General features: G+C 58.7%; 24 protein-coding genes and 1 pseudogene. 7 read left to right on the forward strand and 18 right to left on the reverse strand.

The genetic code is table 11. The annotated features are described in order from the left end of the window. Positions 1 to 2: 2 nt before the first annotated feature. From AC0V6K_RS08370 to AC0V6K_RS08450, 17 genes and pseudogenes are all read right to left on the reverse strand, one after another. On the reverse strand, positions 3 to 1,439 hold the full coding sequence (locus tag AC0V6K_RS08370; RefSeq protein WP_472621230.1) for a conjugal transfer protein TraH: 1,437 nt from the start codon (positions 1,437 to 1,439) through the stop codon (positions 3 to 5). Beyond that, positions 1,429 to 2,250, reverse strand: coding sequence for a conjugal transfer protein TraF (locus tag AC0V6K_RS08375; RefSeq protein WP_472621232.1), 822 nt, complete (start codon positions 2,248 to 2,250; stop codon positions 1,429 to 1,431). The genes AC0V6K_RS08370 and AC0V6K_RS08375 overlap by 11 nt, the downstream gene beginning before the upstream one ends. Further along, positions 2,247 to 3,965, reverse strand: coding sequence for a conjugal transfer protein TraN (locus tag AC0V6K_RS08380; RefSeq protein WP_472626082.1), 1,719 nt, complete (start codon positions 3,963 to 3,965; stop codon positions 2,247 to 2,249). The genes AC0V6K_RS08375 and AC0V6K_RS08380 overlap by 4 nt, the downstream gene beginning before the upstream one ends. A gap of 198 nt (positions 3,966 to 4,163) precedes the next feature. Further along, positions 4,164 to 4,721: pseudogene (locus tag AC0V6K_RS08385) on the reverse strand (type-F conjugative transfer system pilin assembly protein TrbC); the annotation flags it as partial. After that, complete coding sequence (gene traU / locus AC0V6K_RS08390; protein WP_472621234.1) at positions 4,718 to 5,731, reverse strand: conjugal transfer pilus assembly protein TraU; 1,014 nt, start codon at positions 5,729 to 5,731, stop codon at positions 4,718 to 4,720. The gene traU and the pseudogene AC0V6K_RS08385, both read right to left, overlap by 4 nt. Next, positions 5,728 to 6,360 (reverse strand): type-F conjugative transfer system protein TraW, encoded by a 633-nt coding sequence (traW, locus tag AC0V6K_RS08395; RefSeq protein WP_472621236.1) that lies wholly within the window; start codon positions 6,358 to 6,360, stop codon positions 5,728 to 5,730. Before traW ends, traU begins: the two co-directional genes overlap by 4 nt. Next, positions 6,360 to 6,866: a S26 family signal peptidase gene (locus AC0V6K_RS08400; protein ID WP_472621238.1), complete on the reverse strand. Its 507-nt coding sequence runs from the start codon at positions 6,864 to 6,866 to the stop codon at positions 6,360 to 6,362. Before AC0V6K_RS08400 ends, traW begins: the two co-directional genes overlap by 1 nt. Beyond that, the gene (locus tag AC0V6K_RS08405) at positions 6,863 to 7,243 is read right to left on the reverse strand and encodes a TrbI F-type domain-containing protein (RefSeq protein ID WP_472621240.1); all 381 of its coding nucleotides are present in this window, start codon (positions 7,241 to 7,243) and stop codon (positions 6,863 to 6,865) included. Before AC0V6K_RS08405 ends, AC0V6K_RS08400 begins: the two co-directional genes overlap by 4 nt. Beyond that, the gene (locus AC0V6K_RS08410; protein ID WP_472621242.1) at positions 7,236 to 7,640 is read right to left on the reverse strand and encodes a hypothetical protein; all 405 of its coding nucleotides are present in this window, start codon (positions 7,638 to 7,640) and stop codon (positions 7,236 to 7,238) included. The genes AC0V6K_RS08405 and AC0V6K_RS08410 overlap by 8 nt, the downstream gene beginning before the upstream one ends. After that, entirely contained in the window at positions 7,637 to 10,189 is a 2,553-nt protein-coding gene (gene traC / locus AC0V6K_RS08415; RefSeq protein ID WP_472621244.1) for a type IV secretion system protein TraC, read from the reverse strand. The genes AC0V6K_RS08410 and traC overlap by 4 nt, the downstream gene beginning before the upstream one ends. Beyond that, the gene (locus tag AC0V6K_RS08420; RefSeq protein ID WP_472621246.1) at positions 10,186 to 10,749 is read right to left on the reverse strand and encodes a hypothetical protein; all 564 of its coding nucleotides are present in this window, start codon (positions 10,747 to 10,749) and stop codon (positions 10,186 to 10,188) included. The genes traC and AC0V6K_RS08420 overlap by 4 nt, the downstream gene beginning before the upstream one ends. Beyond that, the gene (locus AC0V6K_RS08425) at positions 10,746 to 11,609 is read right to left on the reverse strand and encodes a DsbC family protein (RefSeq protein ID WP_472621248.1); all 864 of its coding nucleotides are present in this window, start codon (positions 11,607 to 11,609) and stop codon (positions 10,746 to 10,748) included. Before AC0V6K_RS08425 ends, AC0V6K_RS08420 begins: the two co-directional genes overlap by 4 nt. Next, positions 11,606 to 12,865, reverse strand: a complete 1,260-nt coding sequence (locus AC0V6K_RS08430) for a TraB/VirB10 family protein (protein ID WP_472621250.1) — start codon at positions 12,863 to 12,865, stop codon at positions 11,606 to 11,608. The genes AC0V6K_RS08425 and AC0V6K_RS08430 overlap by 4 nt, the downstream gene beginning before the upstream one ends. Further along, entirely contained in the window at positions 12,865 to 13,620 is a 756-nt protein-coding gene (locus AC0V6K_RS08435; protein ID WP_472621252.1) for a type-F conjugative transfer system secretin TraK, read from the reverse strand. Before AC0V6K_RS08435 ends, AC0V6K_RS08430 begins: the two co-directional genes overlap by 1 nt. Further along, positions 13,617 to 14,183, reverse strand: coding sequence for a type IV conjugative transfer system protein TraE (locus AC0V6K_RS08440; protein ID WP_472621254.1), 567 nt, complete (start codon positions 14,181 to 14,183; stop codon positions 13,617 to 13,619). The genes AC0V6K_RS08435 and AC0V6K_RS08440 overlap by 4 nt, the downstream gene beginning before the upstream one ends. Before the next feature lie 12 nt (positions 14,184 to 14,195). After that, positions 14,196 to 14,483, reverse strand: a complete 288-nt coding sequence (traL, locus tag AC0V6K_RS08445; RefSeq protein ID WP_472621256.1) for a type IV conjugative transfer system protein TraL — start codon at positions 14,481 to 14,483, stop codon at positions 14,196 to 14,198. A gap of 24 nt (positions 14,484 to 14,507) precedes the next feature. After that, complete coding sequence (locus tag AC0V6K_RS08450; RefSeq protein ID WP_472621258.1) at positions 14,508 to 14,834, reverse strand: hypothetical protein; 327 nt, start codon at positions 14,832 to 14,834, stop codon at positions 14,508 to 14,510. A 361-nt stretch (positions 14,835 to 15,195) separates the two neighbouring features. Between AC0V6K_RS08450 and AC0V6K_RS08455 the strand changes: the two genes are divergently transcribed. Next, entirely contained in the window at positions 15,196 to 15,687 is a 492-nt protein-coding gene (locus AC0V6K_RS08455; protein ID WP_472621260.1) for a helix-turn-helix domain-containing protein, read from the forward strand. Continuing rightward, positions 15,680 to 15,895 carry a helix-turn-helix transcriptional regulator gene (locus AC0V6K_RS08460; protein ID WP_298336091.1) on the forward strand — a complete coding sequence of 72 codons (216 nt, stop codon included), beginning with the start codon at positions 15,680 to 15,682 and terminating at the stop codon, positions 15,893 to 15,895. Before AC0V6K_RS08455 ends, AC0V6K_RS08460 begins: the two co-directional genes overlap by 8 nt. A 112-nt stretch (positions 15,896 to 16,007) precedes the next feature. On the opposite strand, the gene AC0V6K_RS08465 is transcribed toward AC0V6K_RS08460, so the two are convergent. Then, positions 16,008 to 16,448, reverse strand: coding sequence for a MerR family transcriptional regulator (locus AC0V6K_RS08465; protein ID WP_298336093.1), 441 nt, complete (start codon positions 16,446 to 16,448; stop codon positions 16,008 to 16,010). Between the two features lie 82 nt (positions 16,449 to 16,530). On the opposite strand from AC0V6K_RS08465, the gene AC0V6K_RS08470 reads away from it, so the two are divergent. The 5 genes from AC0V6K_RS08470 to AC0V6K_RS08490 all read left to right on the forward strand — a co-directional run bounded on the left by AC0V6K_RS08470 (position 16,531) and on the right by AC0V6K_RS08490 (position 20,912). After that, positions 16,531 to 17,022, forward strand: a complete 492-nt coding sequence (locus AC0V6K_RS08470; RefSeq protein WP_472621263.1) for a methyltransferase family protein — start codon at positions 16,531 to 16,533, stop codon at positions 17,020 to 17,022. A gap of 11 nt (positions 17,023 to 17,033) precedes the next feature. Next, the gene (locus AC0V6K_RS08475) at positions 17,034 to 17,606 is read left to right on the forward strand and encodes a methyltransferase family protein (protein WP_472621265.1); all 573 of its coding nucleotides are present in this window, start codon (positions 17,034 to 17,036) and stop codon (positions 17,604 to 17,606) included. Further along, complete coding sequence (locus AC0V6K_RS08480; RefSeq protein ID WP_472621267.1) at positions 17,603 to 18,013, forward strand: DUF4345 family protein; 411 nt, start codon at positions 17,603 to 17,605, stop codon at positions 18,011 to 18,013. Before AC0V6K_RS08475 ends, AC0V6K_RS08480 begins: the two co-directional genes overlap by 4 nt. A gap of 485 nt (positions 18,014 to 18,498) precedes the next feature. Then, positions 18,499 to 19,737, forward strand: a complete 1,239-nt coding sequence (locus AC0V6K_RS08485) for a TolC family protein (protein ID WP_472621269.1) — start codon at positions 18,499 to 18,501, stop codon at positions 19,735 to 19,737. Between the two features lie 11 nt (positions 19,738 to 19,748). Further along, positions 19,749 to 20,912 carry an efflux RND transporter periplasmic adaptor subunit gene (locus AC0V6K_RS08490; RefSeq protein ID WP_472621271.1) on the forward strand — a complete coding sequence of 388 codons (1,164 nt, stop codon included), beginning with the start codon at positions 19,749 to 19,751 and terminating at the stop codon, positions 20,910 to 20,912. Positions 20,913 to 20,943: the final 31 nt, after the last annotated feature.

The raw sequence follows: 20,943 nt of genomic DNA on the forward strand, positions 1-20,943 counted from the left end.
CCTCAGGGCACGATCGAGCGCGATTGCAGGCCGCGCGACCAGTCGAGCGCAGCCGACATGGACGGTGACATCGACGCGGCGAGCGCGTTTTCGATCATCGCTGTCTTCTCGATGATCTGCATGATTGCAGAGACTTTGGCTTGGCCTGTCGCTTGCCGCTGGATGAGACTGCTACGCACTTCGGTCACTTGTCCGCGCCATATCGCCAACTTGGCTTCGTCAGCGGCAATAAAGCTCGCCATCGAACGGCCAGCTTCCGACACGATGCGGTCAAGGATTGCGTAGAGTAGATCGACGCTTGCAATTTCAGCCAGCGTGTCACGGTCGTCGGTCGGCATGCCGCGCCCATAGGCGGCTTGGACAGTTAGTATCTTGTAGAGCGGGATCGAAGCGACCTGAAGCAGCTCCTTCTCGGCATTCCCGATGGCCGTGTCCGTCCGGATCGCATCGACCATATTGCCGATGAGCTGCGCCACGCGTGGTCGGATCGCCTTGGCGTTTGACAGGCTCATCTGCTGGAAGGTGGGATTGAGGCAGAGATCGGTTTCATCGCAGCGGAACACGCGCACGCTTTGGCCTTGGGTTCCATCAAGCAGCGCGCTCACCAGCGTCGAAGACGCATCGCCAGCGAAGGGCACAAACTTGCCCGGCTCGTCATCCTTGGGCGGGACGTAGATCACCGTGCCGATCAGCGTCATGGCGTATTCGGCGAGTTCGCGGTCGAAAGTGCCGCTGGGGTTGAAGAAGGCGCTCTCTTTAAGGACGTGCCAAGTGTAGTTGCGCGCTACGCCGGGATTGACGTCTGCATAGTCACTACCGGCGCTTTCATTGGTTGAAGCGCGCTGGCCTCGCGTGCCGCAGCCATGCTTGGCAGCGGCATAGTCGGTGAAGATGCCTTCAGAATTCCCGATCGCTTCGCAGATCGCTTTGTCGGCCAAATCGCCTTTGGGCCAGAGCCCTCCCACCAGCCCCTGCGCCATCTCACAGGAGTTGATCGAGAGATTGTTCATGAGCTGAGCCTTTTGGCTAAACTCCTGCATGATCTTATTACATTCAGGGCAGACGGTATCGATCGCCAAGCTGAAGGCGAAGCCGACTGCATTGTTGGCCACTGCCTTCATCAGCGCGACCATCTCGCTTGCATTGATAAAGGAAAAGGAGCCCGCAAAGATATCGATCCCGCCGCACCCCGCACGCGCTCTTGGCAATTGCAGATTGGCGATACTGGTCGTCTTTTGCGGAAATCGCGTCCAAACATTGCCCAGACTATAGTAGCCTGCGGACTGGCCTTCGAAGGCGGTCGGACCAGTGACGTTCGCCGCCGCGCCCATATCATCCATGAAACGGTCCATGCTGTCGCCGACATTTGCGGCAACAGGCGCTGCGACCATGCTGGCCGCGGCAATGGTGAGCGCTGCATTGCGGATGCTAGTAATCATGTCCGGCTTCCTTTGAAGTGAGGAGATAGATGCGGTCTTGCAGCTCATCAGCGGACAGCACACCGTATCCGATCGGGATCGGCCGTTTGGCCTCGCTGTCCCAAAGGACCAAAGCGGGCGTTGCTTTGGTCTCAAGGCCCATCCGCTCTCTTTGATTGGTCTCGACCCTGTAGTCGGGGAAATGCCTTGACGGTCCGCCATCGGTTGAGATCGCGCGTACGGTGATCCCCCAGCGGCTGGCGAAGCCTTTAACGATCGGGCTCATCACTTCGCAGGGGCCACAAGTGGCGCTGAAGAAATAGAATAGGCCATAACGCTCCGAGAGCCTGCCCATCACGGTGTCGCGTTCTGCTGCCCGCACATCCTGCCACTGTTGCTTGGCGACCGCACCAACCGGACGCTGCAGCGTGTAATCGAGTTCGGGATCCTGCCAGATGGCCCGCTGCCACACGTCGGAGAAGAGCGAAGCGCGATCGAGCTGCGCGCGCTGGAAGCGGATGTACGACGCAACATTGTCTCTGGTGGGATAGAGAATTGCGCGCGCTTTCAATTCGCGCAGCTCGCTGGTGATTGCTTCCAATTCTTGGGTGGCTGGTATCGCCTCCTGCTCCGGTTCTACCTCTTGCTGTGGCTCGTTTTTGGGGATCGGCTTGGCGCAATAGAACCAATAGCCGAGCTTGCGCTCCTGGCAGTAGAGCGTGTCTGCTGCAGTGCTTCTCTCGGTGCTCTCAACTCGCTGTGCGCTTGCTGGCGCTGCGCTCACGACTGCCGAGATGAGGATTAGCGCAAGCCGTGATGCTATGCTCATCATTGACCGCCCCTTGCGTAATAGTCGTCGATCTTTTGCTGGATGAGGATGCTCGTTTCGAGCTCATCGGGGAGGCGCGCCGCTTCGGTGAATTCGGCATAGACTTCGCTGAAATCCATGAGGCTCAAATCAAGCTGCGCAAACTCGTCGAGGGTAAATCCTTCGCACTGCTCGTGCTTGGGCTTGTCCCATGGTTTGGGGAGCTGTTTGCGACCCTGTTCCTGCAAGATGCGCGAGAGCTTACTTTCAAAGCAGCAATAGGCTTTCTTCTTGGTCAGGCAGACACCGAGGAATTTCTTCGAACAATAGGTCCCGACATAGGCACAAAGCCCCTGCGCATCGCGTTCATGGAGCAGCACTTCCTCGCGGTCGCAGCCAAGCGCGACCAGCAAGCTGATGCCGGGGATCAGCGGAAAGCCTTTGCCCTTGCAGCAATTGAGCACGCCAAAGACTTTGGAAGAGCAGGTGTTTCGGGTCCCACGGAATAGCGTCAGCGTATTGGGATCGAACTGCCCACGCGCCTCATCCATTGCATTGAGCGCGGTGACCGCATCTTTGAACTCATCATTGGGCGTGCGCTCAATGGTCTCGCAGCTTCCATCGATGCAATAGACATCGCCATCGCAGACGAACTGGGGTGAGTTCTCGGTTTCTGGAATCGGGCATTCGTAGATGCGCTCCCAGGTCTCACAGGGAAGCTCCTCTGTGATGCATTCTTCGCGCACAAAGCGGCAGGTGCCGAGCGCTTCGATATCCGAGCAATCGCTTGCCGCTTCGCGTGATGTGCAAGTGTAGCTTCGCTCCCATTCCCAGCAGCTCTGGGTGACAGCCACTCCATCAACAATTCGGGTTCGCGGGCTCTCATCGGTGCAGATTTCCGCATCGAGTGTGCAATCTCCATCCTCCGCAAAAGGCTGGCACTGGGTTTCATCTGGAGCGGCGTCGACCGTGCTTTGCGTGGTGATCGCATAGGGCGTGTAGCGCGAGTCAGGCGCGTCGCAGGAAATCTCAGCGATAGGATCGCCCGGTTCAGAGCAGTAACGGTTAAAGCCGTTATCCCACCACTGCAGACATGGGCCGGGCCGATATCCGGTGATGCGGCACAAGCCGCTGTTAAATGTAGAGCACCATGGGAGACCTTGTTGGATGCCAGTATCGTTGCAGAGATAGTGCCATTGCTGGCGCTGGGTCACGCTGGCGACTAGCGGGACAGAGCATTGCCCCTGGGCTTGCTCGACCCGTGTGCCTGTGTTGCATGTGGCTGTGTAAGTGCCAGCGGACCCAGCACCGGGCGGCAAGGGTACGCATTCGCCTTGACTGCCTGAGATCGACATACCGCTGGTGTAATCAAGCGGTGCCTTATTGATTGCCAGACTGCGGGCGATCACCGCTTCAATATCATCGCTTTCGAAGCGCGCGCGATTGGCCATGCTGTCGCGCACCAAGCGATGGCCTTGATGATTGCGCGACGTAGCTGTGGCCGCTCCCTTGATCTGGTCGGGATTATCGGCGAGCCGCTCGAGATTTTGTACGGCCTCGCGGTCATAGTTGGGGAGTTCGGACGCGCTGGGCTGCGCTTTGCTTGCCGCTTGCGCTTCACTGCGCAGGCTCTCGCCGAAGGCTTTGCCATCGCTTCTGGCTTCCTGCTGCTGAGCCGAGGCAGGCGCGGCGAGCAAAGACAGAGCGAAAAGTAGAGTTTTGATGGATGATTGGCGGATCACATGTGCTCTCCTTGCATGCGGCGAAGATGAAGGCGGGCAAGGCGAGCACCGGGGCCACCGCCGCCCGCAAAAGTCTCGAGCACTTCTTCCACGCTGATATTGCCAGCCATGCGGTCGTGGGGTGGCACGGCATCGGTGCAGTCGAGATCCATCGCATGGAGAAAAATCGCTGGCGATCATGACGAAGCTCGGTGCCGCTTCGATCCGGAAAGCGCGAAAGAGACGCGGATCAATGCCGAGCGCGCCGGCTTCATCACCATCACTCCAGATTGCTGCGAGACGCTGCTTAAAGGCTTTGCTGTCGCCTTGAGGGAAACCTCGAAGGACAGTGATACCGCCCGCTTGGGTCACGTCACGCACCAGCGCTTTCAGCGAAGCTTCAGGCATGCCGAGCGAAGCAAAGGCGATGAATTTGGGTGTCTCAGTGAGGCTCGCCGCTTCTGCATCGGCTTGCGCGCGGATCATGCCATCCAGATCAAGCGGGCCTTGATCCACTGTCGTCTGGGCTGTCGCGGCGTAGCCAGCGCGATTGTCATTTGCCTCTTGCTGGGTTTGTTTGGCTTCTTGCGCCAAAGCATCGGCTTTGGTGCGCACTGCGTCGGCGAGCGCTTCGGCGTCTTTCGTGTGTTCGCTCGCACGAGCCCGGATTTCGGCAAGATCGAGCTCCGGTGAAGCATCCTGTGCCGAAGCCACAGCCACAGTTGCAGCGATCGCAATGCTGGTGATGGCGAAGAGCGAAAAGGCGTGTCTCATAGCGCGCAGCAATTCCTTTTGCGCCAGACGAGATATCCCATGTCTTCGCCAATGGCGGGGATCATCTGTCCGGGGGATTGAAAGGTGGTCGATGCCCCGATGGGCGGGCAGGCGTAGCGGCCTTTGGTCGCCGGATTAGGGTTGGTGGCTTGAAAGCGATATTGCTGTTTTCTCATCACCGGCATGAGGTATTTACCGCACAGTCCTTTCGAGCCCATCGTGCCCCATGAAACGAGCTGGCGGTGCAGCTTGTAAGCAAAGCGTGAGAGCACGAGCCGCGAGGCTTGCACATGGCCGATCGAGGCAGAGACATTGCCATTCATCGGATACATTGAGCCCTGGCAGCCCGCGCACCAGAACATTTCATCAAGCGGAAGATTGGCGGTCGAAGCCGCGCAGTCGGCAGCGCACGCGGATAGTGCGAGCGGATTGGCGAAGAGCACCGCTTCAGGGTTGATGATCGCGGTAAGCTCGCTGTCCTGCCACAGCGGATCAATCTCGGAGATGTAGAGAATGTCGATTGAGCCGGGTTCGAGGCACAGGAAATCAGCAACGATCTCCATCCAATAGATAAGAGGATAGGCGTACCAGTGGACGTGCCAGCTTGAATAGTATTGGCTTGCCCCGCCGATTGCAGACGGCCCTGAAATCGAGCGAAAGCCGATATCGAAGCCGGGATCGAGCTTCATCCCGCCCAGATTAACGAAGCACCATGGCTTCATGCTGACATCGGCAAGCCGCACCGGCTCCCAGAACCCCATCGCAATGCCGGGCCTGATACCGCACAGGCAAAGCGGAAAATCAGGGTTATCAGGATCGGGGCGGCTTGAAGGCCAGATTTCAAGCCCGCCGACCGAGATCGGGAAGAGGCATGACCAGCAGATATCTGTTATTGGATTGACGAACTGCCCGGTGCATTTGCCAGGCCCGGCATCAGCGGAAGCAGGCGAAGCGAAGGCCAGTGACAACGAGGCGAGCACGAGAACCAGGACAGCGCGGATAGTGCTCATGGCCGCACCTTCCGCACTGGCAAAGCGATCTCGCTTACCTCAAGTATGCGTCCTTGCTGACGCACTCGTGCTGGCACAGCTTTGATCTTGAACTTGGCCGTGAGTTTGCCGGCTTGATCGAAATAGAAGCGGCGTTGACGAGTTTTCATGAGTTCGAGAGGCGCGCCTTTGACCAAGATCAGCTTGGCCTTTGAGTCTTGCTCAAGCGCCCATCGGATCTGCGCTGGATCATCGCCATCGAGGAACAGAAGGTCAGCGCGCAGCTTCACACTATCAAGCGGATTGACCCGCGTACCGGCGGCATGGATCAGCTCGCCCTGGGCTCCGCGAATATCACTAGCGAGCGTGATGGTCGGATCGAAGATCCAATTGCGGCTTTCCTGCGCGTTGGTGAGGCCGGGAACAGGATTGGGCCGATTGACCCACGCAATCGTTCGCCGCTTCAATTCCTGATTAAGCCGCGCGGTCTCGCCTGACTTCTCCATCTGGAGGAGCCGCGAGTGGATCTGTTCGAGCAGGTCGCGCTCGACAATCGGAAAGAGCGCGCCGCGCTGACCGTAGTCGCGCGCTTGCACCTGTATCGGCAGGATTGCGAGGGAAAGCGCGATGAAAGACAGAGTGCCGCGCATCACAGGATGGCCCTCCCGCTGCCCATGATCTGCCTGGCACAGACAAAACCTATTTCCGCATAGCGGCTATCAAGCCCGCGCGGATGATTGGTTCCGGCGTAGAAACACCCTTCCGGGATCTCACCTTGTGGCCCTTGCGTGAGCGCTATGCCGAGGCTGGTTCTGTCGAGACGCGTAGCAATGGGTTTGTCATTGACGAAGACTTGGTCGCCTTCATGGCTGACCATATCGCCGGGCATGCCCAGCACGCGCTTGCCGAACATTTGTGGCTCTTTGCCAAAATGACTTGTAACGAGGCGGCTCTTGGGAGGCTCAAAGAATATCAGGCTGTCACGCGTTATCTGCGCGTCTTTATCGAGCCAGAACGCCCAATTGGGTAGGCTTGGGCTCGCATTGATGAGGAAGGCGTGATTTTTGCTAAAGGCATCGAGTGGTGCCCAGGCAAGCGGCAAGAGGACGACCCCTAGGAGGAGCAGCGGGCGCTTGAAGCGAAGAGGCAGATTCATGGCCGTTCTCCCGCTTTGAGCTTTTCAGCGATGCGCGCTTCGAGCTCGGGTGTTGCGTCCTCGGCCGCGCCTGCGAGCACAGCTTCGGCAACCAGAATGACGCGCCCGTCGCGTCCCATATCGTCAACCGCGCTTTCCGCTGCTTTAAGGTAGGCAAGGCTTGCCGCCTGGACCGCTGCAGGATCCGCATCAGCGCGCGCGGCTTCTTCGACAAATGTCCCGATCGTCTCGGCAAGCCGGACTGTGACGATGCGTTGGATGGGTGGTTCGTTTGTGATCTCTCGCGTGATCCATGCGCCCCAAAGAAAAGCGGCGATGCAGGCTGACATGACAAGCGCTTTGAGAAGGAGCGCGCGGGTTAGGTTTGCATCAGGCATGGGACACCTCGTCTTCATGGAGGCGGCGCTCAAGCCGACGCAGAAAACCTGGCATTCTAAAGAGGGCAAGCGTCCCCGCGATTAGAAGGAAGGCGATCTGCAAATCCGATGCAAAGAGCCGCTGCGCTATGGGTTCAGCGGTTCGGTAATGGTCAGCAAGATTGCCAAGCTGCGCGAACAGCGTGGCGAGATCCCAGCCTGCGAGCAGCAGAAAAACGAACAGCGGCAGGCCAAGCACCAGTAACAGAGTGCTGGCTGCGAAGATGACGCATTCGATCAGCACAAAGCAGCTGCCTTGGAAGAGCGCGAGCCAATTGAAGGAACGCCGCGTACGCTGTGCCCATTTCGTCAGAGGCGACGGTGTGCGATCGACAAGCGTGCTGGTCTCGAGCGTCATTGGCTGTCTCCTCCCAAGCCTGCGACCAGCGCAACTGCGCGTTCCAGTGGCATGCCGCTTTCGACATGGCTCTGGATGGCAGCATAGGTGTCGGGATCAGAGGAGAAGATCGTTGCGGACAGTGGGTCGAGGACTAACCTTCCGACCGCTTCTGTCTCTGGGCCCTTCACATAGATCTCGCTATATTCGGTGCCCGAGCGCTTGAGGCTGCGGATCAGCGTCTCGGTCCGGTCGTCCATATCGAGCCGCGCTTCCTTGCGGAAATCGGCGATGGTCTCGGGCTTTTGCTGGAGCACCAGCATCCAGTCGCTGTTTTCAAGCGCGGCGCGCGCGCCATCCGATTTGTAATAGTCATTGAGAGATTGGGTGGCGGTCGCGAGAGCGCCGCCATATTTGCGCGCTGTTCGAGCGTAAGTCTCGACAAACTCGCCCATCGACCCGCCTTTGAGCATGGCCCAGGCCTCGTCGATAAGGAGCAGCTTCTTGGTTGCCCTAGAGCTGCGTGTCATCGCCTGACCGGTCATGAACATGATGGCGGAGAGAACGACGCTCCTCAGTTCCTCGCGGCTCGCCAGATCGCTCATTTCAAAGACGGTGAAATCATCTTCGAGCGCAAAGCTGGCTTTGCCTGAGAAAAACCCGGCATAGCTCCCACCTTGGCAAAAGGGCGCAATCGCTGTCGCAAGCTCTTTGCCCGCTTGGTTCTCGCTTGAATGAAGCGCGTGGGCGACATCATCCACGGCCCCGCCGCTCCCAAGTGCATCCCATACATGGGTCACAGCCTGATCAATCAGCCCACGCTCGGTGTCCGATGGCGCCGTGCTTGGCCGCGCCATCTGGCCGATGATCGCTTTGATCATGGCAAAGCAATCGAGCCGGTAATCTTCGTCGACCTCGGCGCGCGCATCATCGACCATCGAGAAGGGGTTGAGCGAAAATCCAGAGGCGAGCGTAAACTCGACAAAGCGACCGCCTTGCAGCTTTACTGAATGCTCAAAGCTGCGACCGTCATCAATCACCACAACCTTCGCGCCGGCACCGCGCAAAGCGGTGCAAAGTTCTTGCAGCAGCACCGACTTGCCCGAACCGGATTTACCGCAGATCGCGATATTGTGATTGCCCGCGTTGTTCTCGAAGGGCGACCAGAAAAAGGGTTGGCCGCGCCTTCCAAGCAGCAAGAGATGCGGGATTTCTCCGCCAAGATACTCGCCTTGCATCGGCGCGATGTTCGCGGCAGTCGTTGAGAGCATCGTCCGAAAGCGCTTGAGACGCGCCATGTCTTGAACAAGGCCGTCTGCAAGGCTCAGCGGGAACGCAGCGACCAGACCTTGCAATTGCAGGAAGCGTTCGTCGGCCAAATCCCATCCGGCCGCTTTGTAGATTGCCTTGATTGTGCGCTCATGCGCATCGCCTTCGCCAAGCGGGGAGATGGTGGTGACACCGTAGAAGAGTTTGACCAGTTTCTTGCCCGCTTGAAGCTCGGCCTGAACGTGTTTCCATTCGGCCGATTGCTGCGAGAGATTGGGGAGAAAGCGCGCGCTTTTCGTTTCAGAAAGGCTGGTCGTACGCATGAATTTATAGCCTGCGCGAGCGCTAGCTGCTTCCTGATCGGGATAGTGCAGGCACAGCATGGTGGCTGCAGGGCAAGGGAAGCGCAGTTTGTCGGTGAACATATCACCGATGAGGCGCGCACACTCCCACGGCGCCCAGCGTTCAGGTGTCGAACGCACGCCATAATGGCGAACGTCAAAGCGGTCGGGATAGCATTCGCCCATTTGCGGCACGCCATCGCGGCTTCGCCCGGTTTCGCGAAAGCGCTCGGTGCGAAGGATCAACCGATCATCTTCGACTTCCAGTTCGATATCGCGTCGGATCGCTTGGGCATCGAGCGTGTCTTCTCGGTTCCAATGTGTAGTCTCAGGCTCGCGCGCCGTGGTGGGCGATGTGAGTTCATCGATCAGCGCCAAGAGCCCAGCGGGCTCAAGCGGGGTTGACGAAAGGCCCAGCGAATTGAGCATGCCCATCAGGCCCTTGCGGCATTCGCTAAGCTCTGCGTCGCTCACATTGCTTGGAACTGGCACGCCAAGCGAAATGATCAATCGTGTATGGCGGGCATGGAAAGGCGCGTGCTCGGAGCCAGATTGCCAGACAAGATCGTAAAGCCGGTCGGTGCGCGCTTTGGCTATCGCTTCATAGATGCCGCCTTGCTCGTAACGCGGAGCAAACCAGGGCGCGACAATCGAGCCGATGCGCGGGCTCGCGAAATTGAGCACTTGCAGGCATGCGCCCCGCGGCAGACTTTCAGAAAAGAACTGGCCCAGGATTTCGCCCGTGCGTTCGTCGGCACCGATGAGCGGGGTTACTTCAAGCGCAAAGCCTTTCGAATGGGCGTTGCGATAAAGCCCGGCGCCTTGATCGAAGACGCGGTAGGGTAGCCAGTCCGATAGCATCTCAAGCGAAAAATGCGCCGCCGTTTGGTCGGCCTTTTTGGCATCGCCGAACAGGCCTGAAAGAAGCGCATCGCGCGCAGAGCTTAGTGAGAGGGTCATAGCGTCTCTCCATCATTGGTTGCCGATTGGGGCACCCGGCCCGGGGAGGGGGAAAGGCCGGGTGCCCCTGCGGCCGGCGCTATCGCGCCGGGCAGCTCCGGAGAAGTCTGGGAGGGGATAACCAGAACGTCCGGGAGCTGCTGCGGGGTAAAGCTGGAAGGTGGAGCAATGGGTTGCTTTTGCTGTGTGCCTTGGCTGGCACGGCCGAGCGCGCGAAGAACCTGGCCCGTTGAAAGAGGTGCTCGCCACTCCGAATGCGGCTGCTGAGGCAAAGGCACATGGACAATGCGCGCTTCGTGCTCGCGTCCGCTGGCATCGCGCCGCGCAGCGACCACAATACGCAGCCTGCGGTCACTGCTTGGCGGTGCCACCTGAGTGACAGGTTCTTGAGGCAGGCTCGCCTTGGTCGCGGCATCATCAATCGCCGATGTGGGCGCGCAGCTGCCACCCGGCGCGCGGCAAGCGAAATCACCGCTCACATTGCTGCCCAAAGTTGCGCAGCCACTGATTGTGACAGCGAGCCCAGCAAGGATCGCAAGCTTGTAGGTGCGCGGGTTCATTGGTCTGCTCCGCCTTTGGCAAACCGGATTAGCGTCTCCGCATCGCGGTAGCCGTGGAGTACCGCGCCATCATTCGCGCGCACGATCACCGGCGTCCCAGAAAAGCCATTGGTTTTGGCAAAGGCCTCATTGGCATCGAGCGCTGCGCTGACATTGCAGTTCGAGGGTATGGGGTGTGTCTGCCCGGCATAAGCCTGATGCATCGCTTTGGCGGGATCACGCGCGCAGAGCACGCCTTCAGCCATCCGGCGGCTTGATGCGCCAAAGATCGAGATCGGGCGTTCTTCGATGAAAAGGCCTGTGTCTTTGAGGGCGCCGGTGAGCTGGCGGCAATAGCCGCATTGAAAGTCTGAAAAGACGATCAGCTTCTCACCCCTGGGATTGCCCCAATGCACTGCGCCGTCTTTCGGAAGGCCAGCTGTATCGACTTTGGACTTGGCGGCTTTCGCTGAGTGGTTTTGATCCGCTCTATCAGCGCCTCCACCGGCGCGCGCGGCTCCTGCGGCCAGAAGATCGGGGTTGAGCTCGATCAGCCGAGTGGCTGTCACATCACGGCGTTTTTCAAGATCATAGAGCCGTCCGACGAAGAGATAGCGCGCCGCCTGGTCGATATAGAAAAGCGTGTCGCCTGAGACCACTTCGCACCAGGGCGCAAAGCTCTTGCAATCTAGCGCATCAATCGGCGTTTTTGGCAGCCGGAGCTTGAGCGCCTGGCTGACATCGCGCGCAATCGCGGCGTGAGCCGGGATCGCAGTCACCATGGCGACACCGCTGGTGAGCACGGCAGCGGCGCTCGCCGCTGCAATCGAGAAATGAATAGCCCGTGTCATCAGACCGGGACGAAAATCGTGAAAGTTCATTGAGAGGGGCTCCTGACATGGACGCCGTCGAGAAAGACGATCTCGACTTCGATGCCGGTCGGCATCTCGACGACGGGTTGGTATTGTTCGGCGCGTTCGATGAGGTATTGGCTGACGGTGTCGGCGGCTTCGCCAGCGCCTTGGCCAAAACCGCCTGCAAGAATGTCGGTGGGTGAAAGCGAGGCGCGCTCGCCATCTTCGCCGACACGGCCGGCAAAAATGCCATTGGCGGTGGCAGAAAAGCCCCGGCCAAATCCGCCGACAATCCCAGCGAGCAGCGCTTGGCTTACAAGACTGCCTTCGCGGCTTACGACGCGGCCGCGAACGCCAGACTTGCCAGCAAAGGCGATGAAACCCTTGACCTCGCTGACCGCATAACGACCGCCTGGCTGCGCGCAGGTCATACGCACCAATTTGACGTAGACTTTCTCAGCCGAGAGATCGCCGCGCGCCGCGCCATTGACGAGGCAGCCGGTCAAATCCGTGGTGAGGAGGCGTTTACCTTTGAGGACAGAGCGCGCCGGGCCAGTGATGCGCAGTACCACAGGGAGCGGATCGCTTTGACTAGTCACGCCCGTAGACGCGTCAACCCCGACGATGACCGTCGCAGGCGCATAGCTGTTGGGCGGAAGGTAGTCTCTGCTCGCTTCCAAAAGCAGCGGTGGTGATCCATCGTTTACACCGGTGGGCGCAGCCTTGGAATTCGCGTTTTCAAAACTAAGCAGGCTTGCTTTTGGTTCGGGGAGCGGCGCTGGCTCCAATGCAGTTGGCTTGGAGCCAGGCTGAGGCGGAGCAATCGGCGCGACAGGCGCCACAGGAGGATTGGCTCTTGCACTTTCGAGCTCCGAACGAAGGGCCGCATTTTCAGCTGAGATCGCATCGATTGCGGCCTGGCCATCGCTCAGCATGCGAGCGTTTTCGCTGCGCAGTGTATCGAGTTCCTGTTCGATCGAGCTTTTGGGAAGCTGGCTTTCTTGCAGGTCCTTGATCGCGCGGCCCTGCGCATCGAGCCGATTGCCATAGGTCGCCACAAACTCGCGTTGCGAGAGATTGCGATTAACCAGGCCACCCGTATCGATCGTGGTCGCACCGCCATCCGCGCCATTTTCCGCTTCATCGCCGCTGAAAATGAACATCGATCCGCCGATGAGGGCTACCGCGCCAATCCCGGCGAGGAGCAGCTTTTGCCGTTTGGCGATTGCGCTGTTGAGACCCGCCCTTTTGCTCTCGGGCGCTTTGGCATTGCTCTCGGCCATCACTTCAGCCCTCCCTTGGCAAAGACAAGGAAGGCCCGCGTCGTCTCGCCGGGTGCGAGCGTTTCGCTGGCATAGGCAAAGGCCAGCGCGCCTGCGGGCCCATCGCGCTCATTTGCAAGATCGATTGTCTCAGATCCGAGATTGCGCAGGGTGAAGGCTTGGCCGGTGAGTTCCCCGCCCTCGTATTCTGCGACCTGTTGGACTTCGAGGCTGCCAGTGCGGCGCGGGCGTGACAGCGCAGCCCGCGCTCGGAAACCTGGCAAGACGGCATCGCTCGCCATCGCTTCGATCAGATGGATCGCGGCTTCGTCTTCGGATGGTGCGGAGTTCAAGCCGTCGCCATCATCAGGTTTGGCTAGCGCTGGATTGGTGACGAAGAGCTGGCTCGCTTCGTCGCCTTCGACCTTGCAGGCGAATTTGTAGACATGGCCCTTACTGCTGGTGGCAAAGAAGCTGACCCGTGCGCTCGCATATTGCTGCGGGACGGAGACATAGATGTCGCCGCGCACTGGCTCATGCGTCACTTCAAAATCATTATAGGGATAACCGCTTGCCATCTTTGAGACATTGGCAAAGCCGTCTTTGATCAGCGCAATCCGGGTGAGCGCACCGCGCGCGAGGACGCAATCAATCGTTGCCCCATCAGCGGCTTCGACAAACTGATCGGCATGCGCAGGCGAAGCCTGGATGAGCGAGGCTGAAGCGAGCAGCACACTTGTAAGGGCTGTCGGCAGGGATCGGGTGGAGAAGCTCATTGGCTTTCCTCCTTTTGGGCAGGAAGTTGGCGGAAACCGGTCAGGCCAAGGCTGAGCCCGCGGCGCTGCCAGATGAACTCAAAGCTGCGGCTCTGGCTGGCGATCACTTGCGCGCCGACAAAGGTCTTGAGTGTTCCGCTTACAGTTGAAGTGAGTGCGTCCGGATCGACATGGATTTGCGCAATCACGAAGGCTTGGCTGATGTCCGAGCCGCGCTGCTCATCAACGATCTTGATCAGTTCAGCCTTGAGACTTCCGCGCGCTGCTGGATCAGCAAGCTTGAGGATGCTCTCCATCCAATAATCGAGGCTTTCGGGCGCGCGATTGAGCAACATCAGAGCGGTGTCACGGGTAACAAGCTCGAGATATGTCGCGTCGATCCCGCTACTCGAGAGTTCGACCCGTTCCGAGGTGATCGGCATCAGGATGAGCGCTTCATCGCGAGTTGCTGCGGCACCGACAGCGAGAACCGTGGAAAGGCCCAGCACGCCTGCCAGCGCCGCAAAGCGGTTGCGCTGCTTCAAATGGCGCTGTGCTTCTTCATAAGCGAATTCGGATTTCATGTGTTTCCTCCCTCAGCCGGCAAGCAGGCGGCAATGGGAGGGCGGCGTGGCTTTCAATCCGAGGAAACTCCCCGGCAAATACCAATAGGCAGCGTGCACCAATTTTGAGCTTGCACCAGATCTTTTCGCTTTCCGAAGAGCGAACCAGGTCATGGCCGCGAGGCCAGTCCCAATGATGATGTGCTGCGCAAGAATGCCCCAAGCGAACGGGATCAGCAGTCCCGCAAACTCATCGATTGTCCAAAAACCAATCAGCTCCGGATCATCGAGCCGCTGAGGCACTAGGTATGTGTCGGCCATGCCGCCCTCCTGTCGTCTATGCGATCAGATCGTCGCGGTGACGACAGAGGTGACGATCGGCACGCCGGTGCCAACACCGATGCCAACGCCAACCGGCACGGCCACTTGGCCAAGCGCGAAGCGGCCTGAGGCCAGCGCGATCAGTCCCCCGGCAAGGCTGAGGACAGTGATGATCTTGCCGCCTGAGCCTTCAAGGAAGTCGGTGAACTTCTGCAGCGCCGGATCGAAGGTCGTATCAGCGCCGGCATAGGCTGCGCCGGCGCACGCCAGGGCAACGGTTGCTGGCACGATATAATCGCGCGCCCGAATGCCGCTTTTGGTCTTTGCGGGAAGAGTGAGGGTCTTGGTCATCGAGGAACTCCATTGGGAACAAGAAGCAGCGATGCGTTCGCTGTATGTTCTTCCTCGATTGAATGGCGGGGTGTAGGAAAAGTGAAGCTGAGAATTTGTGGTCCGCACCAAGCAAAAAACGACATTCAAAGGCCGCGAAGCTGGAATTTGCGTCGACCTAGCGTCCGACAGAGCAATCTGTGCCATCTGGTGCGCTCGGAGTGCCGCATTGTGCGCGTAACCTGCCGAAATTAGAGCGAATCACGAGATTCGACTGATTCGGTGGTTCCTTGATGTTCTATTTATGTTCTTTGATATTTCCTACACCCTTCCTACGGCGATAGCTCGATCCTGAAGCCACAGCTCAAGGAAGGAATCGGCAATGACCGACATGGTGCAATTCTCCGAAGAACAGACCCGCGCTGATCTGGCACGGCTACTGACAAGCGCGGTCGAAAGTAGCGGCCGCACGCGTCGCGACATTGCGCGTGATGCGCAGATCCATAAGGACGCCTTGCGAAGGGTTTTGACCGGCAAACGTTCGGCGAGTTTGGGAGAAACATCGCGAATCCTCCAGGCCAGCGGCGTTAGCCCGCAGCAAGCTCTGTCGATGTTCTTGCTCACCGATGCCGATCAGTCGGCAGAATGGCAGGGAACCGAGATTGGTCGGTTTCTGGAAGACTTCCTGACCGCTCTGCCGATAGCCTTGGCCTGCGAGCTTGGGGGCCGGCTACAAGATGTAAGGCCCCGCTGGGCCAGAGGCACTGCGCACCGTGTTGCGCGGATGCTGTCTGATCATATTGATGAGCTTGAGCGAAAGGATGTGTTGCTCGGAGATGTCTTTTCAGTGGCCGAAGGAAGTCATCATGGGTGAGCATTTAGGAAAAAGACTGGCCGAGCCGCGCCGCGTGACACGCCTCATTCGTCTTCCAGAAGTGATGAGCCGGGTCGGGCTTGGCCGTTCAACGATCTATCGCTGGATGAGTGAGGGTAGGTTCCCCAAGCCTGTGCAACTGGGTGGGCATGCAGTGGCTTGGTCTGAGGACGACCTCGACAAGTGGATCGCAGGTAAGCTCAACTAGCCTTTGCCTCGAGCTCGCGATCATTCCAGTCCTGACCCAATTGCGGACGTTAGCTTAGAGCCCAAGGTCACCGCTGGGAATGCCTTTTAACAAATGTGAGAACGGCTTTACTTCAAAGCGGCTTCAAGCGCTCGTGCTTGTCAGTCTCGCATTCAGAGTGGTCATTGATCGCCGCCATGACCTGGCATCCGCCGACTTTACCGCCCCTGCAATTTTCGATCATGCGTTTCAGCTCGCGTTCCAGAGCCTCTAGCTGTGCCAGCCGCTTTTGAACTTCGGCAAGTTGCTTCTGAGCGATTGTGTCAACTGCCGAGCAGTCTTGGTCTGGTTCAGTCTGCAATCCAATCAAGTCTTTGATTGCGTCCATCGAAAAGCCGAGTTCGCGGGCATGCCTCACAAATGAGAGGCGTTCCACATCGACGCCGCCATAGAGCCTTTGCCCACTTGCGCTACGGTCTGGCGTGCCCATCAAGCCGATACTTTCGTAATATCGAATGGTGGTCACTTTGACCTTTGCCGCACTTGAAAGACGGCCAATTGTCATTGGTTTCATAGGAATGTGCTTTTCACGCTTGCCTCTACAGTCGCTGTAGACTGTATCACTTGACTCGAATCATAATCAAGCGAGTCGGAAAATGCCTCAAACCCAGATTTCAGAGCGATCCAAGAAACAGAAAAAGCTGTATTTCCCGCCCCTGATGCAGTTCGCGTTCTATGGCCTTGCTGGCTATATTCTGACGACAAACCTGCCCGCGCTTGCTTACGGATCAGTGCCTCTTTTTTGGCTATCGGTTCCCGTCATTGCGGCTGGAGCGCTGGTGCTTTTCTTTGCGGTTCGATCGTTTGGGAGGGCGAACACAACGGTAAATCCGATTACGCCTGAGCAAGCCGAGCAACTCGTTACAACAGGCCTCTATCGCTTTACCCGAAACCCGATGTATCTGGGTATGCTGCTCGTGCTTGTGGGTGGAGCCTTGGCCCTCCAAAACCTCGCAGCATTCAGCGGGCCAATTCTCTACGCCCTCTCTATCACGCTCATCCAGATAATCCCTGAAGAGCGAGTTCTGGAGCAGAATTTCGGAAGCGCATTTACAGCCTACCGCAACCAGACGCGGCGCTGGTTGTAGGAGTGCTGCACATGATTGACCTGCCTTCATGGGTCGCTTGGGGTTTGTTCGGATTAGCGGCCAGCTCGATTTGCGCGATAATCGGGCTCTCCATTTTTGCGGTCTTGAGCGGAAAGTTTCAGTTCTTCCCTCCCCCTTCAGGGGACAGTTGGCAGCACCGCACCTTCATGGCGCTGTTTCGCCTGTTCCTTTACCCATTGCTGGCCCTTTCCCTTCTCGACTTTGAGTCTGTGGCTCCCGCTGATGCCTTGCTCCAATATACTGTGGGCCTCGCACTGTTGGTTGTAGGCTTTGCTCTGGCATTCTGGATTACGTTCCAGATGGGCTGGCGCAATGCATTTGGCGAAAAGCACGGTCTGAAAACCACTGGTTGGTTCAGCATAAGCAGGAACCCTGTCTACGTTGCGACATGGGTCGGCATGATTGGTTGGGGCCTGCTCGCCAACACCTTGCTTGTCTGGATATTATTGACGCTCTGGGCGGCCATGTATTTGCTCGCTCCTAACTTCGAAGAGCCATGGCTGGAGCAGCAATACGGTCAGGACTATTTGGACTATAAACGCCAGACAAGGCGGTTCCTGTGATCAGCAATCTTCGTCGGATCTTGGGCAGCGTTTACCCTTCTTTTGCAGGATGCATTTTTCTCGCGCTCGGAATAGCAACTCTCATTCAGCCGGAAATCATGAGCTACTATGCGATTGGGCTCGACCACCCATCTGCCCGGGTGGCTATGCGCGCCATGATCGGAGGCGGCGAGATAGGTATCGGCGTTGTGCTGATCCTTGGGGGGCGCATCAACCTCTCTTCGCGTCAGCTTAGTCTGATTGCTGCCGCAGTTTTTATCTGCGTGGGATTAAGCAGAGTTGCGGCTGTTTTCATGGAGGGCGCCGAGGTGCTTGCCGTCCAACCGCTGCGTGAAGCTCTCATCGAGATATTGCTTGGCGGCATGGGGCTATGGGCTGCGCGTGGATTGGAGAACGATCAACTATGAGCATTTTCAGCCATCCAAGTTCCATGATTGATATAAACTTGTATAAATCTTCACGTGTTTCTAAGATGTTCGCTGAAGTGACACGCAAGATTTTGCCTTTTCTCGCGGTATTGGCGATCCTATTCAGCAGCGTACTGTCTCTCCCGGACGTGCATGCCGGGGAAGGCGAAAGCTTCGCTCATGCAGCCGATCATATCTACGCGCATGGCGCGGACCATTTTGATACGAACGATGCAACGCCAGACCATGATGGCCAGGACCATTCGGCAACGCACCACCACAATTGCAGTTTTAGTCTCGCTGACACCAGCATGCTCCTGCGATCACCTTTCTGGAGTTCGGATAACCTGAGGGGCCCGCTTGCCACGTCATCGCTCGCCTCCCGTGCTCCCCCAGTCCTGATACAGCCTCCCAAAGCCTGACCGACAATCATTTGCGAGCTCGCTTTCGAGCGCGCTCGATTGGTTTCAGTCAGGAGATAAGAAATGCGGTGCATTGCACTGGCCGCGGCCTTGTTTGCCGTGTGTACGGGTTTGCCGATATCGGCACAGGAGACAATTACCCTCGAAGAAGCGCTCGCCAGAGCGGGCGTTGACGGTCAAGAGGGTACAAGTTCGAACAGCAATCCGCGCGTCTACGGCCCGCAAGCGGAAGCAGAAGCCGCGCGTGCGGCTATCGACCAGGCGCGGCTTCGGCCTAACCCTTCGTTGTCGTTCGAGGTGGAAGACATTGCAGGTTCCGGTGCATTTTCCGGCCTGCGCTCCTCCGAATATACTCTGGCGATCGGCCAGCAGCTTGAACTCGGCGGCAAACGAAGGGCGCGCATCGCGAGCGCACAGGCATCAGCCGACTTCACCGGCTTGCAGAGCGATTTGGCGTTGTCGCTACTCGCGCTAGGCGTTCGTGAGCGATATGTCGAAGCTGTCGCCGCAGGCCAGCGCCTCGTCCTGGCGCTCGAAATCGTCGAGCGGAACCGTGAGCTGGCCCGGATCGCCAATGTGCTTGTCGAGGTCGGGCGGGAGCCACCGCTGCGTGCCATGCGCGCCCGTGCAGCGCTTGCAGAAGCGGAAGCTGAGCTGCAGGCTGCACAAGCTGCCGATCTAGCGGCACGTCAGGCGCTCGCGGCTCTTTGGGTGTCCGGCCGGCCCAACCCGGTGGTATCGAACGTCTTTCCTGATTTAGCGCCGCCGCTCGCTCCGCTGGGTTCCGAAGATCCCTTGCAGCTGCGCATTGCGGATGCGCGAACCACCTTTGCTGAGGCCGAAATTGCGCGTGAACGCTCGCTCGGCGTTCCCGACCCCACGCTGTCGGCAGGCGTGCGCCGATTTCAAGAAAGCAACGATCAAGCCTTCATTGTCGGGATTTCCATTCCTCTGCCCTTCCGCAACCGTAACCAGGGCAACATCGCAGCCGCTGAAGCGCAATATCGCGCGGCAAGCGCGAGCGAAGCGATAGCCGAGGCGGACTACCGCGTGGAGTTCGAGCGGACGCGAACGCTGTATCTGGCCGCCGAAACGCGGGTGGAAACCCTTTCCAGCGCATCTCTGCCGCAGGCCGAGGAAGCACTCCGACTTGTCGAGATAGGATACCGCAATGGCCGGTTTCCGCTGATCGAAGTCCTGGCAGCTGCCGAAGCGCGCGACGCCATTCGTGAAAATCTGATCCAGGCAGAAGAGTCCCGCGGCCTGCTCGCGGCGCGGCTCATCTGGCTCACCGCACAGTGAGATCCCTTCCCATGAAACGTAACTATCTTATCGCAATAGTCGGCATCCTTGTTCTGGCGGCCGTATCTGCTTGGGCCTTCTGGCCGTCAGGGTCTGCCGACCACTCCGAAGAAGGACAGAGCGAAGAGGAAGGCGGAGCAGAAACCGAAGGTTCCGAAGGCGCTTTGCAAATTAGCGAAGAGCAAATCGCGGCTTCCTCCATCGAAATCGAAGCTGTTCAGTTTGGTGCTGTTACAGAGATCGTATTCCCCGCAACGGTCGCCGCGGCGCCGAGTGCCAGTGCGCGGATCGATGCACGCGCTTCCGGAGTCGTTAGAAGCGTGAACAAGACGCTTGGCGACTATGTCAGGCGAGGTGAGCCGATTGCCCGGATCGAAAGCGGTGAAGCTGCCGGACTGGCTGCGCAGGTCGCTGCGGCGCGTGCCCGCGTCAACGAACTTTCTGCACTCTATGACCGGGAAAGGCGGCTGTTCGAGGCCAATGTGACGGCTCGGCAGGATCTCGAAGCTGCGCAGGCCAATCTGCAGGTGGCAAGGTCCGAACTTTCCCGTGCGCAAGCCGCATCCGCAGCTGCCGGTGTCAGCGGGGATGGACGGTCGCTTGCTGTGACGAGCCCGATTTCAGGGCAGATCACCAGCGCGCCGATCGTGCTCGGTTCCTACGTCTCAGCCGGTGAAGAGATGTTCCAGATCGTGAACGCGAGCGGTTTGCAAGTGCAGGTTGCTCTGCCAGCCAGCGATGCCGCGAGAATTAGGCCCGGCGACGAGGCAACGCTGGAATTCGGAGAGGAGCGAGAGATCGGCGGACGTGTGCGCTCGATAACTCCGGCACTCGACCCGGAAAGCCGCAGCGCTACCGCAGTTATCTCGCTCGCTGGAGCGGTTCCCGGATTGCAGCCAGGTGCCTTCTTGCAGGCGCGCATCCGGCCCTCAGGTGAAACCGATGCGACCTCGATCTCGGTGCCTGAACCCGCAGTTCAGATGGTCGAAGGCCGTGAAGTCGTGTTCGTTCGCACGCGTACCGGCTTTCAAGCAACGCCTGTCGTGACGGGATCGCGTTCTGGAGGGCGCATCGTGATCGAGTCCGGATTGCAGAATGGCCAGCGGATCGCGACCGAAAACGCCTTCCTGCTCAAAGCCGAACTCGGAAAAGAGGAAGCCGAACATGGACATTGATCGTTCTGAGAGCGGCTTCGAAAAAGAGGCC

Source organism: Erythrobacter sp. S43, assembly GCF_057364955.1.